Here is a 19,089-nt window from a genome sequence, read left to right on the forward strand (position 1 = left end):
GCCAAGGGCAAGCGCGCAGCCGCACACGGACGCTATTGGGGGCTCGGGTCGGCGCGTCCAATGTTCGACAAGGGTTCCTCCTGCATGGTGGTGCATCACTTCCGCCACACGGAGAGGTGCCGAATTATCCAGATTGCAGAAAAAAATTCAACCTGATTTGATGGTTCGATTTGCAGGAGACGGTACCCCATGGAATATCGCCAACTCGGCCGAACCGACCTCAATGTCAGCGCCCTGTGCCTGGGCACCATGACCTGGGGCGAACAGAACGACGAAGCCCAGGCCTTTGCCCAGATCGCACTGGCCAAGGCCAGCGGGGTCAATTTCATCGACACGGCAGAGATGTACCCGGTGCCGCCACGGCCCGAAACCTACGCCGCCACCGAGCGCATCATCGGCAACTGGTTCCGCCGTCATGGCGATCGTGACGACTGGATCCTCGCGAGCAAAGTCGCAGGTCCCGGCAACGGCATCAGCCATATCCGCGACGGCCAGCTCAAGCACAACCGCCAGCATATCGTCGCTGCGCTGGAGGACAGCCTGCAGCGCCTGCACACCGATCGCATCGACCTGTACCAGCTGCATTGGCCCGAGCGCAGCACCAACTTCTTCGGCAAACTGGGCTACCAGCATCTGCCTCACGACCTGTTCACGCCACTGGAAGAAACCCTCGAAGTACTGGACGAACAGGTGCGCGCCGGCAAGATCCGCCATATCGGCCTGTCCAACGAAACGCCATGGGGCACCATGAAGTTCTTGCACCTGGCCGAGACTCGCGGCTGGCCGCGAGCCGTGTCGATCCAGAACCCCTACAACCTGCTCAATCGCAGCTTCGAGGTAGGCCTGGCGGAGGTGGCGATCCGTGAGCAGTGCGGCCTGCTGGCTTATTCGCCTCTGGCTTTCGGCATGCTCTCGGGCAAGTACGAAGGCGGCGCACGGCCGGCACAGGCACGCCTGACGTTGTTCAGCCGGTTCTCGCGCTACTCCAATCCGCAGACTGTGTCCGCCTGCAGCCGCTATGTGCAGCTGGCCCGCCAGCATGGTCTTGACCCGGCCCAGATGGCCCTGGCCTTCGTCACCCGTCAGCCGTTCGTGACCAGCAACATCATTGGCGCTACCAGCGTTGAGCAACTGCAAAGCAACCTGGACAGCCAGGCCTTGACCCTCAGCGATGAATTGCTTGCAGCCATCGAGGCCATCCACCAGGACCAGCCCAACCCGGCGCCTTGAGGGCTGCGGCAATGGCAAGCTGCAAGTGGCAAGCAAAAGCAGTCCGCGGACTGCTCTGGCTTTTTTCTTGCCGCTTGCCGCGTGCCACTTACCGCTTGAAGAAGCTTGCAGCCCAACAGAAAAAATAAGACGATCCAGCCGGTGATTGACCACTCTACCCTATAAGAACAATGACAATGATGTTTACCCAACCCTCCGCGTCGTTGCGGCGCGTCAGCATCCTGGCCATTGACAAGGTGTTCGCCTCGACACTGATGCAGGCAAAGGATTTCTTCCACCTGGCCAGCCTGCGCTACAGCAAGCAGCTGGGCCTGGGGCTGCAACCGATGTTCGAGATCTGCCTGGTGAGCCCGGACGGCAAGCCCGTGGACAGCTTCAGCAATGTGCAGGTACCGGTCGACAGCGGCCTGGTCGATGCCGACGTGATCATCCTCCCGGCGTTCTGGGAAGACTTCGATAACCTGCAACAGCGCTACCCCCAGGTCCTGCCCTGGCTACGCGAGCAGCATGCCCGCGGTGCGGTGTTGTGCGGCGAGGCCAGTGGTGTGTTCTGGCTGGCAGAGGCAGGCCTGCTCGATGGCAAGGAGGCAACTACGTACTGGCGCTTCTTCAACAGCTTCGCAGAGCGCTTCCCCAATGTCCGGCTGAACCAGGACAAGCACCTGACCGACGCCGACAACCTGTATTGCGCTGGCGGCACCACATCGGCGTGCGACCTGTACATCTATCTGATCGAGCGATTCTGCGGCCCCAACGTCGCCCGCGCCGTGGCCCGAGACATCCTCTACGAAGTCCAGCGCAGCTATACCCCGGGACGCATGGGCTTTGGCGGACAGAAGCTGCACCAGGACCTGATCATCCTGCAGATCCAGCACTGGCTGGAGGAGCACTTCGCCGACAAGTTCCGCTTCGAGGACGTAGCGCGCAACCACGGCATGAGCATCCGCAACTTCATGCGCCGTTTCCAGAGCGCCACCGGCGACAAGCCCCTGCATTACCTCCAACGTCTGCGTATCGAGACGGCCAAGGGGCTCTTGTCGAGTACGCGCAAGAGCATCAAGACCATCAGCTATGAAGTGGGTTACGACGACGCCAGCTTCTTCGCCAGGCTGTTCCGTCAGCACACCGAACTGTCCCCGAATCAGTACCGGCAGCAGTTCGTGCAGGAAGCCTGAGGGCTTTCTTGAGTGGCAAGCTTCTAGCGGCAAGCCACGAGAAAAAGAAAAAGCCAGAGCAGTTCGCGAACTGCTCTGGCTTTTTTGTAGCTTGTAGCTTCCCTCAGGGCTTGTGCGCCCGCGCCAGGAACTCGTGGGACTGCATCTCCAGCAGGCGGCTGAGCGTGCGCTGGAATTCGAAGCTCAGGCGGCCGCCGGTGTACAAATCCTTGAGTTCGACCTCGGCGGAGATGATCAATTTGACGTTGCGGTCGTAGAACTCATCCACCATGTTGATGAAGCGGCGGGCGATGTCGTCGGTGGTCACGCCCATCTGCTCGACATTGCTCAGCAACACGGCATGGAAGATCTTGCCCAGCTCGATGTAGTCGTTCTGGCTACGCGGGCCGTCGCACAGGGCGCGGAAGTCGAACCAAGCGACGTCATCGCAGGTGCGGATGGCTTGGATCTCGCGGTTCTCGATCACCAGCACGTCGTTTTCCACAGCCTGGGTGCACTCGGGCGTCAAGGCGCGGAAACTCTGGCGCAGGCTTTCATGGGCGGCTTCGTCGAGCGGGAAGTGGTACAGCTCGGCCTGCTCCAGGTGACGCAGGCGGTAGTCGACCCCGCTGTCGACGTTGACCACCTCGGTGTTCTGCTTGATCAGCGCGATAGCCGGCAGGAAACGCGCGCGTTGCAGGCCGTCCTTGTACAGGCCGTCGGGGACGATGTTCGAAGTCGCCACCAAGGTGACGCCATTCTTGAACAGCTCTTCCATCAACGTGCCGAGGATCATGGCATCGGTGATGTCGGACACGAAGAACTCATCGAAGCAGATCACCTTGGCTTCCTCAGAGAAGCGCTTGGCGATGATGGTGAGCGGGTTCTTCTCCCCCTTGAGGGTTTTCATCTCTTCGTGAACACGCTTCATGAAGCGGTGGAAGTGCGTGCGCATCTTCTGCTTGAACGGCAGCGCCTCGAAGAAAGTGTCGACCAGATAGGTCTTGCCGCGTCCCACGCCCCCCCAGAAGTACAAGCCCTTGACCGGTGCCTGCTCCTTCCTGCCGAACAGCTTGCCGAACACGCCCGGCTTGTTGTTCTGCGCCGCCAACAGGTCATCGTACAGGCGCTGCAGGTGACGCACCGCAGTTTCCTGCGCCGCATCATGGAAGAAGTCGGGACGTTTCAGATCTGCTTGATATCGTTCGAGGGGCGTCATGATTCGTTAGCGAGGCAACAAAAAACGGGCCGTCACTGTAGCGACAGGCCCGCTTAATGGCAATCATACATACGGCCATCGCGCCGCAGGGCCGTAAGCTACCGGTACACAAGCCTCTATCCGGCTTGTCTGTTCCGGCCCTTTCACGGGCAAACCCGCTCCCACAGGTACAGCAGCGTTCTCATTGACACCGCAGGACTTATGGCAACGGATTCATCCGTCGATACCGGCGAACAGCCGGGACCCTACGCCTCAGTCTTGAGGCTGCAATGCCGCGCGCAGGCTCTCGATGGCGGCGTCACGAGCCTCGCCGGTCTGGAACCGTGGCCCATCGGCCACCTGCTCACCGTTCAGCCAGAGCGAGAAGCCCAGGCCGTCGACGCGCACATCGGCCTCACCGCCCTGCTGCAACTGCTTGCTAACAGCGCCGGCGCTCTTGCCGTCAGCGAAGCTGCGCGAAAGCAGCAGCTGTTCGCCATCGGCTGCCAGCAAACGGAAGCGGAAGCTGCCATCGTCGTCGCGGAAACTGACGAAGCGCGCGGTCTTGGCGGCTTTCTTCTTCACTTCGGTGCTGGCCTGGACACTGGTGCGGAACGAACGCAGGCCCACTGCCTCGCGCAGTTGCTCGAGGAACGGCGTGGCGCTCTTGCGGGCCTTGGCCGCACCGGCCAGGAGAATGTCTTCCAGGTCCGAGGGGCGCGAGATCAATTGGTGATAGTGTTCGCGCTTTTCGGCCAACTGGCCGTCGAGCAGTTGGAACAGGCGCTGTTTGGCCTCGCCCCAACCAATGCCCTGCAGCAGCTCTTCACGGAACTCGGCCGCCTGCGCGGGGGTGGCGAAGGCCTGGAACAGGGTGAACAGGTGCGAGTTGTCCGCATCCTTCGGCTCGCCCGGCGCGCGGGAGTCGGTGACGATGCGCGAGATCGCGTCCTTCATGTCCTTGGCGCTGGTGAACAGCGGAATGGTGTTGTCGTAGCTCTTGGACATCTTGCGACCGTCCAGGCCCGGCAGCGTCGCCACGGTTTCCTCGATCACCGCCTCCGGCAAGGTGAAGAAGTCCTTTCCCTGGCCGAACAGGTGGTTGAAACGCTGGCCGATGTCGCGGGCCATCTCCACGTGTTGGATCTGGTCACGACCGACCGGCACCTTGTGGGCGTTGAACATCAGGATGTCCGCGGCCATCAGCACAGGGTAGCTGAACAGGCCCATGGTCACGCCGGCATCCGGGTCTTCGCCGGCTTCGACGTTCTTGTCCACCGAGGCCTTGTAAGCATGGGCGCGGTTGAGCAGGCCCTTGGCGGCGACGCAGGTCAGCAGCCAGGTGAGCTCGGGAATCTCAGGGATGTCGGACTGGCGGTAGAAGGTGACCTTGTCCGGGTCCAGGCCACCGGCCAGCCAGGTGGCGGCAATTTCCAGACGCGAGCGCTGGATGCGCAGCGGATCGTCGCATTTGATCAGGGCGTGGTAGTCGGCCAGGAAATAGAACGAATCGGCACCGGGCTGTTGGCTGGCGACGATCGCAGGGCGGATGGCGCCGGCGTAGTTGCCCAGGTGCGGGGTTCCGGTGGTGGTGATACCGGTGAGAATACGCGTAGTCATGGGTGTTCGCTTGATCAGGCTTGGCTCAGTTCGAAAGACGCGGCAGCACCAGATCCTTCAGATCGGTCAGCTTGCCATGGAAAAAGTGTCCGCATTCTGCCACTTTCAGCAGCTCATGGGGGCGCTGCAGGTTGTCGGACCAGTCGTAGACCAGCTGAGGATCGACGACTTCATCGGTGTCCGGCTGCACCACGGTCAGCGGGCAACGCTGGGCCAGCGGGAACTGCTCGCTCAAGCGCATCACCGCCGGGGCGATCATGAACAGATGCTGCAACGCCACATCGTCGGCTTCCAGGCGTCCGGCCAGGCTGGCCGCGACAAATCCGCCGAATGAGAAGCCCATCAGCACCAGCGGCAGCTCAGGGTGCTTGGCCCGCAGCCAGGCCGCGGCCGCCTCGGCATCGGCGACCTCGCCGGCCCCCATGTCATGACTGCCCGCACTCTGACCCACGCCGCGGTAGTTGAAGCGTAAGGTGATGTAACCTGCATCACGGGCGGTGCGCTGCAGGGTCGAGACCACCTTGTTGAGCATGGTGCCACCCTGGACCGGGTTGGGATGGCAGATCAGCACCGCACCGCGGGCGCCGGCCACATCCAGGTACAAGGCTTCCAGCTGGCCGCTCGGGCCATCAATGAACAAGGGGGTTTCGCGGATAAGCAAGGCACTACTCCGTGACCTCGGTGAAGGTCGACTCGTCTAGCTGAAGAATTCTGTTCTGATTTGCGATCGCTCGCGGTATACAGCGCAGGTCTGAGCCGTTAACGTAAAGCAAAGCCGTTTATAGAGGAAGGACTCGTGGAACTCTCGCTCCTTGTTTGGTTGTTGCCGACCCTGGCCCTCGTCGTCGGCGTGGTGGTGGGCTTTGTCGTCGCCCGTCTGCTGCCCAACGCAGCGCCCAGCAGCACCCAGCGTCAGTTGGATGACATCCAGCAGCGCTTCGATAGCTACCAGAACGAAGTGGTCACCCACTTCAACAGCACAGCAGCGCTGGTCAAGAAACTGACCCAGAGCTACCAGGACGTCCAGGACCACTTGGCCGACGGCGCCAACCGTCTGGCCCTCGACGACGTGACCCGCCAGCGCCTGCTGGCCGCCCTGCACTCCGAAGCGGCCCAGGGCCCGCGTGATCGCCTGACTCCGCCGAAGGACACCGCCGAAGTGCCTCGCGACTACGCGCCCAAGGCGCCGAACTCGCCGGGCATGCTCGACGAGAGCTACGGCCTCAAACGCTGAACATGAAAAAGGCCTCGCAAGAGGCCTTTTTTTGTGGGCGTTTGTAAGCAACTTCCTGGCAATGCCCATAAGAGCTGGCGAAGCCTGCGATGAGCTGCAAAGCACCTCGAGGACGAAATGGGCTTTGCCTTCAAACCCAAGCCCTTGCCAAGCTGCCGCTCATCGACACCAAGGGGCCACCCCGCCAGCGATTTCGTACCGCGCCCTCGCCTGCTCCAATACCTGCTCGTCCAACCGCCCCTGCCTGACCAGGCTGTACAGCGCTGCCATCACCACACCGTAACGATCCACCTCGAAGAACCGCCGCAGTTGCTGACGTGTATCACTGCGCCCGAAGCCATCGGTACCCAGGGTCATGTAAGGTGCCGGTACGTATTCGGCGATCAACTGCGGCCAGGCACGGGCATAGTCTGTGGCGGCAACCACCGGGTCATCACCCGCCAGGCACAGGCTCACGTGGCTGACCCCGCCTCGCCCTTGGGTCGCCGCTCGCTGCACTTCCCGTGCCTGGCGTGCCAGTTCGCTGAAACTGGTGACACTGAACACATCACTGTCCACCTGCCATTCGGTAGCGAGCAGCTCACTGGCGGCAATCACCTCGCGCAAAATCGCCCCTGAGCCCAGCAGACGCACCTTGGCACGTGGCTGCAGGGCCTGCTGCCTGGCGAAACGGTACATGCCGCGAAGCACATCGCCGTGCATCGCCTCGGGCAACGAGGGCTGTGGATAGTTTTCGTTCATCACCGCCACGTAGTGGAATTCGTCGCACTGCTCCACCAGCATGCGCCGGGCTGCATGATCGAGAATCACGGCCAGCTCGCCGGCAAAGCATGGGTCCCAGGCCCGGCAGTTGGGCACCAAGGCCGCCATCACCAAGCTGGAGCCGTCCTGGTGCTGCAATCCTTCGCCACCCAAGGTGGTGCGCCCGGCGGTAGCACCCAGCAACAAGCCACGGGCGCGCTGGTCGGCGGCAGCCCAGATCAGGTCACCGACCCGCTGGAATCCGAACATCGAGTAATAGATGTACACCGGCAACATAGGCTCGCCGTGTACCGCGTAGGACGTGGCCGCCGCTACCCAAGAAGAAATCGCCCCTGCCTCGGTGATGCCCTCTTCGAGCAACTGGCCGTCACGCGCCTCTTTGTAGGTGAGCAAAGACCCGGCATCCTCAGGTTCGTAACGCTGCCCGCAAGACGAATAGATACCGATCTGTCTGAACAAACTGGCCATACCGAACGTACGCGCCTCATCGGCGACGATCGGTACCACCCGCGGACCCAGCTCCGGCGCCTTCAACCAGTGGCCGAGCAGGCGCACGGCGGCCATGGTGGTGGACATTTCCTTGCCCTCAGCGTGCAAGGCAAAACCACCGAAGGTTTCAAGATCCGGCAACGGCAGGCGAGGACAGTCGCTGCGCCGCATCGGCAACGGCCCACCCAACGCAGCCCGCTGCTTGCGCAGGTAACGCATCTCCGGGCTGTCCTCGTCAGGCCGGTAGAAGCGCAGTTGCTCCACGGCTTCGTCCGACAGGGGGAGATGGAAGCGATCCCGAAATGCCAGCAGTGCCTGAACGTCGAGCTTCTTGGCCTGGTGCGCAGTCATCCGCGACTCGCCAGCGCTGCTCATGCCATAGCCCTTCTTGGTCTTGGCCAGGATCACCGTCGGCCGGCCCTTGCATGCCTTGGCCGCGGCATAGGCGGCGTATAGCTTGCGAAAATCATGACCGCCACGCTTGAGGGCGTTGATCTCGTCGGAGCTCATGTGCGCCACCAGCTGTTGCAGTGCCGGGTGCTGGTTGAAGAAATGCTCCAGGTTGTAGGTGCCGTCGTTGGCGCCAAGGGTCTGGAACTGGCCATCGGGCGTCGCTGCAAGTTGACGCAGCAGCACATGGTCATGGTCGCGGGCGAACAGAGCATCCCACTCCGAGCCCCAGAGCACCTTGATCACGTTCCAACCGGCGCCGCTGAACAGCGCTTCCAGTTCCTGGATGATCTGCCCGTTGCCGCGCACCGGGCCATCCAGGCGTTGCAGGTTGCAGTTGACGATGAACGTCAGGTTGTCCAGGCCTTCGCGCGCCGCCAGGGTCAGGCCTGCGGTGGACTCCGGTTCGTCCATTTCGCCATCACCGAACACGCCCCAGACATGCCGTGACTCCGTCTCGAGCACACCACGGTGCTGCAGATAGCGCATGAAACGCGCCTGGTAGATGGCATTGAGCGGACCGATCCCCATGGAACCGGTGGGAAACTGCCAGAAGTCGGGCATCAACCAAGGGTGTGGGTAAGAGCACAGGCCATTGCCGGCGACTTCCTGGCGATAGCTGGCCAGTTGCGCCTCGCTCAAACGCCCTTCGAGAAATGCCCGGGCATAGATACCCGGGGCGGAATGAGGCTGGAAGAACACCAGGTCTGCCGAGCGGCGCTCGCCACCGCTCTCGCCCCGGAAAAAGTGCTGGAAGCCCACCTCGAAGATCTCCGCCGCCGAGGCATAACTGGCGATATGCCCACCCAGATCGCCATAGGCATGATTGGCCCGCACCACCATGGCCAGCGCGTTCCAGCGCAGGATGCCAGTGATGCGCTCGTCCATCTCCAGGTCGCCCGGATAGGCGCCTTGCTGCTCTACCGACAAGGTGTTGCGGTAAGCCGAGAACGGCAAGGTATCGCGCGCCAGCCCCAATTCCAGGGCATGGCTTTGCAAGCGCTGCAGCAGATAGCGCGCCCGCGCCGGGCCGCAATGGGCCAGGGTGGACTCGAGCGCTTCGCACCATTCGCCGGTTTCAGCCGGGTCGCTGTCCAGGTCGGTATCCTGGGCCGTCAATGGCTCGTTCGGATTCATCATCGCCACCATCGGGCTTTTCCTTCGGTTTCCGGACACGATTCGCGGGTAAACCCGCTCACACAGCGCTTGGCGCGGTTTCAGGCGCAGGCCTTCAATGCCTGGGCGATATCAGCCACCAAGTCATCGATGTCTTCCAACCCCACCGACAGCCGCACAAGGCCCTCAGAGATGCCATGGTGCGCGCGCTCCTGCGGCGTATAGCTCGAATGGGTCATGCTCGCCGGATGCTGGGCCAGTGACTCGGCATCGCCCAAGCTCACCGCCCGACTGAACAACTGCAGGGCATTCATGAACCGACGCCCCGCCTCGATCCCACCCTTGAGCTCGAACGCGATCATCCCGCCCGGCAGGCGCATCTGCCGCTGAGCCAACGCATGCTGGGCAAAACTCGGCAGGCCCGGATAGTGGATCAACTCCACCTGGGGCTGGCGCGCCAGGTACTCGGCTAACTGCTGAGCGTTGCTGCAGTGGCGCTCCATGCGCAGGGCAAGGGTCTTCATGCCGCGCATCAGCAGCGAGGCATCGTGAGGCGAGAGGACCGCGCCGGTCATGTCCTTCAGGCCTTCCAGGCGGATCCGGTCGATCAGCGCCTTGCGCCCGACCACCAGGCCCGCAGTGATATCGCCATGGCCGCTCAGGTACTTGGTGGCCGAATGCACCACCAGGTCGGCACCCAGCTCCAGCGGACGCTGCAAGTAGGGCGTGCAGTAAGTATTGTCGACCACGACGTGGATGTCGCGACCATGCACCGCCTGTGCGACGGCCGCGATGTCGACCAGTTGCATGTTGGGGTTGGCCGGGCTTTCGAAATAGATCATCCGGGTCTTAGAGGTTATGGCCGCCTTCAACGCCTTTTCGTCGTTAAGGTCAACGTGCTGGATCTTGACTCCGAATTCGCCGATGCCATGGTGCAAGTAGGCAAAGGTGCAGCCGTACAGGGTACGCCCGACGATCAGCTCATCGCCCGGACGTAGTAGCGTCCATAGCGTCGAGGTGATGGCGCCCATGCCCGAGGCCAACGCCAGTCCTGCTTCGCCACCTTCGAGCGATGCCATGCGTTGTTCGAGCAAGGCCAGGGTCGGGTTGGAAATGCGGCTGTAGAAATGCCCACTCTCCTCACCTGCAAAACAGGCCGCGCCGTACTCGACAGTCGGGAAGGCATAGGTGGCGGTCTGGTACACCGGCGGCACCAGCGCGCCGCCGTGGGAAAGCGGGTCATAGCCATGATGGATGGCCCGTGTTGAAAAACCGGTGTTGTTATTGGAGTCGCGCATGGCAACAGCCTCTGATGGTTTGTTATAAGCTTATGCCACCGGGTCGCGGGTAATTTTCCAAAATCGCCCACGCATTCGCCTATCTTTTGGCATAAAAACAACAAACCAAACACCAGGAGGGCAAATCATGCCTTCGACCCTAGACCGCACCGACCGCGCCCTGCTCGCGGCCTTGCAGGACAACGCCCGCCTCACCGTCGCTGAACTTGCCGACCAGGTTTCCCTCACCACCTCGCCCTGCTGGCGTCGCGTCAAACTGCTGGAGGACAACGGCTACATCACCGGCTATCAAGCCATCCTCTCGCCCAAGTCGCTGGGCTTCGGCGTGACCGCCTTCGTGAGCATCATGATGGACTCGCACACCAAGGAAATGGCCCTGGCCTTCGAGAAACGGCTGTTGGAAATCCCCGAGATCGTTTCCTGCCACAACATTTCCGGGCGCTATGACTTCTTGTTGGAGATCCTTGCGCGGGACCTGGAATCGTTCGGGGAATTTACCCGGGAGGTGTTGCAGCGTTTGCCGGGCGTTAAAGAGATCTATTCGAGCTTTTCGTACAAGGCGGTGAAGGAACGCCGAGTGATTCCGGTGTCGGAAAAACACATATGAAATAGCTGAAAACCTTATACCCAGCGACTCCACACGACACCACAAAACTAACTAGCGCATGTTTTCATCCGGTCGATTCATCTATGCCCCCATGAAGGCATGCGCCACCCTCCTATGTAAGACCCGTCTCCCACTAACGAGGAGAGCTTCCTACTTAAGCTTGTGAAAAAATGAAGTATCCCTCAACGGGGTTCGTGGTGAAAATAAACCCCCCCTTAGATGCGCGAGCACACCATGAAACACCTCAACCTTATGCTCATGTTTTTTCTTTCCGGGTGCGGCAACGACTGGATGTGGATCCCTGATAGACAAGACATAAAATTCAATGTGACATGGACCCCTATCGGCAAGGTTGCGAAAGAAGAATAGATTATCAAGAGCATTACAAACTGATTCAAAAGCCGCAACGCTAAGCCCATTATACATTCTTACCTACAGTCAGCCGAAAACTCCAAGCCATGTCACCAGACCCAGGATATTAAACTTGGAACTACTTATATTCGGCTACCCCTACAGCTAGGGATAATCATGCTTCACTTGGAATAGCGGAGGTAGCTCAGGCAGGTCAGAGTGCGGCCATATCTTTTCCCTACGCCGAAGGCGGCTTGGCACAAACCTTGAGCGCGCCCATCTAATCTCTCCATTCCTTCCATCATAAATTTCCAGATTACCTGTATCGGTTACCCCTAGGTGATTATGACGCCAATAGGACTTGTCTCGAGTCTCTGTAGCTTGAGCGGACCATACCCGACCACGGGATGGATCATAGAGAAAGCCAGAATTCTGGATAACGAAGTGAAGTGTTTCCCGCTTTCTCAATTTGAAAGTGTCGCTGTGCGGTTGTTTCTCGTTAGCCACCCAGATTACAGAGCCACGATCTTCAAGTACTAAGTTTCCATCAGGGCGAAGACGCAGCGCATAGCGCCCATTAGGAGATTTTATGAAATCGCCCGCATGCATAGATTGGTTGGGAGGAAGGACGGTACCTCCAGACCCGCTGAATCGTGCAACCTTCAATTTTGAATACTTCCCCATTACACCACCTTTAATTATTGAGCTGAAAGGGCTTGGTAAAGCCGGCCTACCAAAACTAGCCCCACAACAATTACAAGTCGTGCAAAGCCTAAGCGAACCGGAAACCCTCCCCCTATAGTCATCAGACTCTCCCTACAGCCGCAGCCGAGGTGTCGCACAACATACAATCCAGATTTTACCAGGCTTACTTGTCAGACTTAGAAATCCAAAACACGTCACCCCCACAAAAGAATAATCAATGAGCGGCTTACCCTACTCAACCATTAAAGAGCTGACCGCTCTATCAGTAATCTTTCTAGCAGGACGCAATAACAAATGCCTTTATTCTTCCCCGACCGATAAGCGGTTCATTTCAAATGCGACATGGATCCTTTCCGGCATGGCCACGAACGGCAAATGGACTATCAGGAGTACTTTCGATGGATCAAGCTACCCCAGCACTAGGCCTATTGAAACAATCACTTCTCACCGGCCTCCTGCTCCTATCAGCCTGTAGCGCCGGCGGCCCCTACCTCGGGCCAGACAACCCAGATCAACACTTCAACTGCGACATGTCCCCCTACAGCCCAGCGTGCGCGCAACGCAGCGATTATGACCGGCACCTGGAAATGATCAGGACCGAAAAACAGACCCGGCGCCTGTTGCGCAACTAGTCAGGTGCCATAAACAAAAAACCCCGCCGAAGCGGGGTTTTCTGTTTATGGCAAGCGGATCAGCAGCACATCCAGCACCTGCTTGACGCCGTCTTCAACGCTGGTGGTCTGGGTATCGATCACCAGGTCCGCGTCCAGCGGCACATCGTATGGAAAATTTTTCCCCAGGGTGTAGTTCCATAGTTAGAAGGTACATATGAATCCTACAACGTGCTCCTACGGCGCTTACCGCGCCTTCGTTCACAGCCCTGCTATATACGCGACAGAATCCTCTCAGCCAATTCTCAATAATCTCCATGACCGTTCAACTTGGAGAGGCTCATGGCCCCACAAAAAATCGGAAGCACTTATTATCTAGATGAAGGCCTCTATATCAATGCTTATCGCGACAAGCCATTTACAGGTGGCATAGGTGGCGGTGGAAACGGCTCGGGTGGCTGGGGACTGAACGAAGGCCCACGTAGGGGAGAGGGGCAAGGGTCTCAACGCCCGCGTCATGACATCATACCTGGCTGGAACACTATATTATTTGACGAACTAAAAGGCATCAATGCTGATATCGATAAAAAAATGGCGCCTCGCTACAAAGCGCTTTCCAAAACAATAGAGATCGAAATCAACGAAGCAAAAATTCGCCATATTTCAAAAGGCGCCACTCCTTACATTAAAGCCAAAGCCGAACAGCGTGGGTTGTTTGAACTCATCCACAGCAAACGAAGCGAATACACCACCCACCTTGAAAGAGAGCTTTCATTCTGGGGTAGCAACATCTTCTACAAACCCCCAATCTATTTTATTTCCAAAGGCACGAAGCTCCTGAAGAAAAACAAACTAGATGCGGCATTCTTGGGATACGAAACCTCTTTACAATCCGCCCATGAGCGAAAAATAATTGACCGAATATTCGAAGCCATCCGCCCGCACCTTCATGCCACAGCGAAAGCGTTGGAAACCACTGAAAATCTTGCCCAACTTGATTACGCCCTAACAATAAAAACCCTCGATGAAAAAGCCGACGCCATCCGGATCGAACAAATATTTTATTTCCAGGCCCTCCCTGGCTTCTTACAAAATGATTTACTGAGGGCATCTCCGAAGGCAAGCCAACAAAACTCGGTACAAACGTTGGCCTACTATGAACAAGCACTACGGACGTTGGCTGCTAATAGGGCTAAAGCGATAACCCCTTATCTCAAGGCCAATCCCAACATTAAGGCCCCTCTGACAAGCGCTGAGCTGGAAGCACTTGATAGCCTGATCCAACATCAACAGCTCAAAGGTGTCGGGCCACGTTGGCTCGACTATCACAAGTCACTGCTCAACAAAGAGTCTGCTCGGATACTGAACGACACACTGACGGCATTTTCCGGACTGAATGCCCGTGCAAAACGAGTGGAGCAACAGCGAACCGCCGCCAACGCGCAGGAAGCGGCTCGCAAAAAAGCAGAAGCTGAACGCAAAGCCAAAGAGTTGGCTCAGCAAAAAGCGGACGCAGCGCGCAAAGCCGAAGAGCTCGCGCGCCAAAAAACCGAGGCTGAACGCAGAGCAAAAGAAGCTCAGCAGAGGGCTGAAGCTGAACGCCAAAAGATCAGTTTTATCGCGCTGGAAGGCGCTTCGGTCTCCTTACCGCTGGCGCTTCCTATCGGTGCAGCCACCTTCGCGATTCCACAAACAGCCTACATTGCACTGCAAAACGCCATACAGGAGGCCGTGACTGGTTTGGCCCGCATTGCAGCGCCAGTGGTCGGTAACATCCTTGTTGGCACTCTGTTTCTGGCTTGGCCTTCGACATTGGGAAACAGCGAACGGCGCTACCTGGTCAGCGTCCCTCTCACAGACCTTTCTACACCTGACAGACCAGACTTAGCAGCCCTGGCTCTGAAATCGGAAAGTATCGACCTGCCTTATCTGATCGCAAGCAGCGGGAGCGGGGCCGAACTAGATCTGTACCTCACCCCCGGAGGTCGGGCGGTTCCTGTTCGCGCCGCCACGTTCGACAGCCAACGCCAAGTTTACAGCCTGGCACTGGACAACCCGCAGCGCATTCTTACTTGGACGCCCGCCAACGCACCAGGTAGCGAACATGGGGGCCCCACCAGCCTGCCCCCCATCCCGCCCGGCACTGTCGTCTACACCGGCAGCAGCTTGAATCCGGTCAAGACGGAGCAACAGGGCTATCCTGCGTTGGATCTGCTGGATCAAGAACGGCTGATCGTTACCTTTCCGGCTGATTCGGGTTTGCCACCGATACTGGTGATATTCAAAGATCCTCGTCTGGATCCGGGGGAACATTATGGGCAAGGCTTGCCCACCTCCGGCGTCTGGCTTGGAGATCAAGCGCGTAGCTCAGGAGCGCCTATCCCATCGCAGATTTCAAAGGCGCTATCGGGTAAAGCGGTGCGAGACATGAAAGAATTCCGAGAGGATATTTGGAAAGCGGTGGCACAAGACAATCAACTTTCCGCCCAGTTCTCCGAAGCCAACCTGAAGCGCATGGCATCAGGGCTAGCTCCAAAAGTACAAAGTATTGATCGGCACAAGTCACAGTCTACTTTTGTACTTCATCATCACATTCCTGTTTCAGCAGGCGGTGCGGTCTACGACCATGACAATATTCGAGTCGTCACCCCAAAAGCTCACTTACAAATTCATTACGGAGAGCAGCCATGAAAGAGAAAAGCAAAATCTCTGACTATACTGAATCAGAGTTCCTCGACTTTTTAAAATTAATATTCGAGACAAACGGATCCAGCCCTGATGAAATACTGGACCCATTACTGGATCATTTTGAAAATATTACCGAACACCCGCTGGGGACTGATCTAATTTTCTGGCCAGAAACGGCTGAATTAGGAAAGCCAGAGCAAATTGTTCGAATTGTCAAAGAGTGGCGCTTGGCAAATGGCAAGGACGGCTTCAGAGCTTCATAAAATTGGGCCAGTCAAGGCCCCTTATGAAACGTCAGCGCTCACCGGCCTCCTGCTCCTATCAGCCTGTAGCGCCGGCGGCCCCTACCTCGGGCCAGACAACCCAGATCAACACTTCAACTGCGACATGTCCCCCTACAGCCCAGCGTGCGCGCAACACAGCGATTATGACCGGCACCTGGAAATGATCAGGACCGAAAAACAGACCCGGCGCCTGTTGCGCAACTAGTCAGGTGCCATAAACAAAAAACCCCGCCGAAGCGGGGTTTTCTGTTTATGGCAAGCGGATCAGATCGCGCCGCGCTGACGCAGCACATCCAGCACCTGCTTGACGCCCTCTTCAACGCTGGTGGTCTGGGTATCGATCACCAGGTCCGCGTCCAGCGGCACATCGTACGGGAAGCTTTCGCCTGGGATGTTGTCGCCACCAGCAGCGTACAGGCCTTGAGGGTCGCGTTCGCGGCAGGCGATCGGCGAGGCCTGGACGTAGACAGTGACCAGGCGCTCCTTGCCGATCAGCGCTTTGGCCTGCTCGCGACCTTCGGCGTCCGGGGCCACGAAGGCGGCCAGGGTCAGCATGCCGGCTTCGTTGAACTGGCGCGCCACGTGGGCGGCGCGACGCCAGTTTTCGGTACGACCGGCGCGGTCCTGTGGCAGGCCCTTGTTCAGGTCGTGGCGCAGGTTCTGACCGTCGAGTACATAGACCGCACGGCCCATGTCGAACAGCTTGCGCTCCACGGCATAGGCCAAGGTGCTCTTGCCGGCACCGGAGAGGCCGCTGAACAGCACGGTGGCTGGCTGCTGGCCGAAGCGCAGGGCACGCTCTTCGGTGGAGACGTGGGCCAGCTTGCCATGATGGCCGGTGCTGCCGTGCGGCAGGACTGGCGGGGCGATGATCATGCCGGCGCCGACGGTACCGTTGGTCAGGCGGTCGATGACGATGAACGCGCCGGTAGTGCGGTTGCTGTCGTAGCCGTCCAGGGCGATGGCGGCATCCAGACTGACCTTGACGCGACCGATCTCGTTCAGTTGCAGGGCACTGGCAGCGCCCTGCTCCAGGGTGTTCACATCGACTTTGTGGGTGATGCTGGCGATCGAGCCCGGCACGTAGCTGGTGGCGCGCTTGATGTCGTACTTCTTGCCTGGGAGCATCGGCTCCTCGGACATCCATACCAGCATGGCGTCGAACTGGTCAGTGACCGGCGGAACGTTGTCGGCATGCACCAGCAAATCGCCACGGGAGATGTCGATCTCGTCTTCCATGGTCAGGGTCACGGCCTGGCCTGGGCCTGCGTTTTCCAGCTCACCTTCGAAGGTGACGATGGACTTGACCCGGCTGCTCTTGCCCGACGGCAGCACGACCACTTCGTCCCCCTTGTGCACGACACCGCTGGCGATGGTGCCGGCAAAGCCGCGGAAGTTCAGGTTCGGACGGTTCACGTACTGCACCGGGAAGCGCAGGTCGGTGAAGTTGCGGTCGGCCGCCACTTCCACGGTTTCGAGGATTTCCATCAGCGCAGGGCCGGTGTACCACGGCGAACGCTCGCTGCGGTTGACTACGTTGTCGCCCTTGAGCGCCGACATCGGCACGAAGTGCAGGCTCGACGGCTTGAGGTTGATGCCTTCGGCGAACTTAAGATAGTCGGCCTTGATCGATTCGAAGACCTGTTCGTCGAAGTTCTTCAGGTCCATCTTGTTGACCGCGACGACGATGTGCTTGATGCCGAGCAACGAGGCGATGTAGCTGTGGCGACGGGTCTGGGTCTGCACGCCATAGCGCGCATCGACCAGGATGATCGCCAGGTCGCAGGTCGAGGCGCCGGTGGCCATGTTGCGGGTGTACTGCTCGTGGCCCGGAGTGTCGGCGATGATGAACTTGCGCTTGGCGGTGGAGAAATAGCGGTAGGCGACATCGATGGTGATGCCCTGCTCGCGCTCGGCCTGCAGACCGTCGACCAGCAGCGCCAGATCCACTTCCTCGCCGGTGGTGCCGACCTTTTTCGAGTCGCGGGTGATGGCCTCGAGGTGGTCCTCGTAGATCATCTTCGAGTCATGCAGCAGGCGCCCGATCAGGGTGCTCTTGCCGTCGTCGACGTTGCCGCAGGTCAAAAAGCGCAGCAGTTCCTTGCGCTCGTGCTGGGCCAGGTAGGCGAGGATGTCCTCGCTGATCAGATCAGATTGGTGCGACATGGAGTAACCCTGAAATTAGAAGTAGCCTTGGCGTTTCTTGTCTTCCATGGAACCGGCGCCATCGTGGTCGATGACGCGGCCCTGGCGCTCGGACGTACGGGTCAGGAGCATTTCCTGAATGATGTCCGTCAGGGTCTCGGCTTCCGACTCGACAGCACCCGTCAACGGGTAGCAGCCCAGGGTACGGAAACGCACCTTCTTCTTGACGATGCGCGCTTTCTCTTCATCGGTCAGATGCTCGAGGATGCGCTCGTCGTCGATCATGATCAGGGTGCCGTTCTTCTCGATGACTTCACGCTCGGCAGCGAAGTACAGCGGCACGATCGGGATACCTTCGAGGTAGATGTACTGCCAGATGTCCAGCTCGGTCCAGTTCGACAGGGGGAAGACGCGGATCGACTCGCCCTTGTTGACCTTGCCGTTGTAGATGTTCCACAGCTCAGGGCGCTGGTTCTTCGGGTCCCAGCGGTGCTTGCTGTCGCGGAACGAATACACACGCTCCTTGGCGCGGGACTTCTCCTCGTCGCGGCGGGCGCCGCCGAACGCGGCGTCGAAGCCATGCTTGTCCAGCGCCTGCTTCAGGCCCTGGGTCTTCATGATGTCGGTGTGCTTGGAGCTGCCATGGGTGAACGGGTTGATGCCCTGCGCCACACCTTCAGGGTTGACGTGGGTGATCAACTCCAGGCCCATCTCCTCGACCATCTTGTCGCGGAAGCGGTACATCTCCTGGAATTTCCACTGGGTGTCGACGTGCATCACCGGGAACGGCAGCTTGCCTGGGAAGAAGGCCTTGCGCGCCAGGTGCAGCATCACGGCGGAGTCCTTGCCGATCGAGTACAGCATCACCGGGTTGTCGAACTCGGCGGCCACCTCGCGGATGATGTGGATGCTCTCCGCCTCCAGCTGTTTCAAGTGCGTCAGTTTGTCGACCATGGCTACTCACGAAAAACGATCTTATGGACGGCCTGCGGGCCGTGTTCGAGCGAGGAACTGTATCACAGCGCCTGATTCTATTTAGGAGGCTGACTAGACCGAAAGAATCTAACGATATGACTGCGGGTTTGGGGACGTGGAGCGCGTCTTCGCGGCTAAACCCGCTGCCACAGCCAATCGTCTGCGGGAGCGG

At 59.2% G+C, this 19,089-nt stretch carries 13 protein-coding genes and 1 pseudogene; 6 read left to right on the forward strand and 8 right to left on the reverse strand.

Going from position 1 to position 19,089, the window contains the following annotated elements:
* Positions 1 to 189 precede the first annotated feature (189 nt).
* Both DQ397_RS22690 and DQ397_RS22695 read left to right on the forward strand, forming a co-directional pair.
* The gene (locus DQ397_RS22690; RefSeq protein WP_043207467.1) at positions 190 to 1,230 is read left to right on the forward strand and encodes an NADP(H)-dependent aldo-keto reductase; all 1,041 of its coding nucleotides are present in this window, start codon (positions 190 to 192) and stop codon (positions 1,228 to 1,230) included.
* Positions 1,231 to 1,508: 278 nt separating this feature from the next.
* Positions 1,509 to 2,405 carry a GlxA family transcriptional regulator gene (locus tag DQ397_RS22695; RefSeq protein ID WP_167358094.1) on the forward strand — a complete coding sequence of 299 codons (897 nt, stop codon included), beginning with the start codon at positions 1,509 to 1,511 and terminating at the stop codon, positions 2,403 to 2,405.
* Positions 2,406 to 2,508: 103 nt separating this feature from the next.
* Here the strand turns inward: DQ397_RS22695 and zapE are convergent, their stop codons facing one another.
* The 3 genes from zapE to DQ397_RS22710 form a co-directional block, all read right to left on the reverse strand.
* The gene (zapE, locus tag DQ397_RS22700; protein ID WP_090344884.1) at positions 2,509 to 3,603 is read right to left on the reverse strand and encodes a cell division protein ZapE; all 1,095 of its coding nucleotides are present in this window, start codon (positions 3,601 to 3,603) and stop codon (positions 2,509 to 2,511) included.
* A 252-nt stretch (positions 3,604 to 3,855) separates the two neighbouring features.
* Positions 3,856 to 5,202: a tryptophan--tRNA ligase gene (locus DQ397_RS22705; protein ID WP_043207466.1), complete on the reverse strand. Its 1,347-nt coding sequence runs from the start codon at positions 5,200 to 5,202 to the stop codon at positions 3,856 to 3,858.
* 25 nt (positions 5,203 to 5,227) lie between these two features.
* Positions 5,228 to 5,863 carry an alpha/beta hydrolase gene (locus tag DQ397_RS22710; RefSeq protein WP_043207462.1) on the reverse strand — a complete coding sequence of 212 codons (636 nt, stop codon included), beginning with the start codon at positions 5,861 to 5,863 and terminating at the stop codon, positions 5,228 to 5,230.
* A gap of 135 nt (positions 5,864 to 5,998) precedes the next feature.
* Here DQ397_RS22710 and DQ397_RS22715 point away from each other — a divergent pair, with 135 nt between their 5' ends.
* Positions 5,999 to 6,436, forward strand: coding sequence for a YhcB family protein (locus DQ397_RS22715; RefSeq protein WP_043207459.1), 438 nt, complete (start codon positions 5,999 to 6,001; stop codon positions 6,434 to 6,436).
* 159 nt (positions 6,437 to 6,595) lie between these two features.
* Here the strand turns inward: DQ397_RS22715 and mdeB are convergent, their stop codons facing one another.
* Both mdeB and DQ397_RS22725 read right to left on the reverse strand, forming a co-directional pair.
* Positions 6,596 to 9,286 (reverse strand): alpha-ketoglutarate dehydrogenase, encoded by a 2,691-nt coding sequence (mdeB, locus tag DQ397_RS22720; RefSeq protein WP_043207456.1) that lies wholly within the window; start codon positions 9,284 to 9,286, stop codon positions 6,596 to 6,598.
* A gap of 68 nt (positions 9,287 to 9,354) precedes the next feature.
* Positions 9,355 to 10,551, reverse strand: coding sequence for a methionine gamma-lyase (locus tag DQ397_RS22725; protein ID WP_043207454.1), 1,197 nt, complete (start codon positions 10,549 to 10,551; stop codon positions 9,355 to 9,357).
* 127 nt (positions 10,552 to 10,678) lie between these two features.
* Between DQ397_RS22725 and DQ397_RS22730 the strand changes: the two genes are divergently transcribed.
* Positions 10,679 to 11,158, forward strand: coding sequence for an Lrp/AsnC family transcriptional regulator (locus DQ397_RS22730; protein WP_043207451.1), 480 nt, complete (start codon positions 10,679 to 10,681; stop codon positions 11,156 to 11,158).
* A gap of 1,733 nt (positions 11,159 to 12,891) precedes the next feature.
* On the opposite strand, the pseudogene DQ397_RS25105 reads toward DQ397_RS22730, so the two are convergent.
* A pseudogene (locus DQ397_RS25105) lies at positions 12,892 to 13,011 on the reverse strand (hypothetical protein); the annotation flags it as partial.
* A 156-nt stretch (positions 13,012 to 13,167) separates the two neighbouring features.
* Between DQ397_RS25105 and DQ397_RS22740 the strand changes: the two are divergent.
* Together DQ397_RS22740 and DQ397_RS22745 are read left to right on the forward strand one after the other, a co-directional pair.
* Complete coding sequence (locus DQ397_RS22740) at positions 13,168 to 15,516, forward strand: S-type pyocin domain-containing protein (protein WP_043207450.1); 2,349 nt, start codon at positions 13,168 to 13,170, stop codon at positions 15,514 to 15,516.
* On the forward strand, positions 15,513 to 15,776 hold the full coding sequence (locus DQ397_RS22745; protein WP_043207449.1) for a bacteriocin immunity protein: 264 nt from the start codon (positions 15,513 to 15,515) through the stop codon (positions 15,774 to 15,776). The genes DQ397_RS22740 and DQ397_RS22745 overlap by 4 nt, the downstream gene beginning before the upstream one ends.
* 285 nt (positions 15,777 to 16,061) lie before the next feature.
* Here DQ397_RS22745 and cysN read toward each other — a convergent pair whose 3' ends face one another.
* Both cysN and cysD read right to left on the reverse strand, forming a co-directional pair.
* Complete coding sequence (gene cysN, locus DQ397_RS22750) at positions 16,062 to 17,963, reverse strand: sulfate adenylyltransferase subunit CysN (protein ID WP_043207448.1); 1,902 nt, start codon at positions 17,961 to 17,963, stop codon at positions 16,062 to 16,064.
* 15 nt (positions 17,964 to 17,978) lie between these two features.
* A complete protein-coding gene (gene cysD, locus DQ397_RS22755) occupies positions 17,979 to 18,896 on the reverse strand; it encodes a sulfate adenylyltransferase subunit CysD (protein WP_043207446.1) in 918 nt (305 codons plus the stop codon).
* Between the last annotated feature and the right edge of the window lie 193 nt (positions 18,897 to 19,089).

This window comes from Pseudomonas sp. CK-NBRI-02 (assembly GCF_008124495.1).
Classification (GTDB): Bacteria; Pseudomonadota; Gammaproteobacteria; order Pseudomonadales; family Pseudomonadaceae; genus Aquipseudomonas; species Aquipseudomonas guariconensis.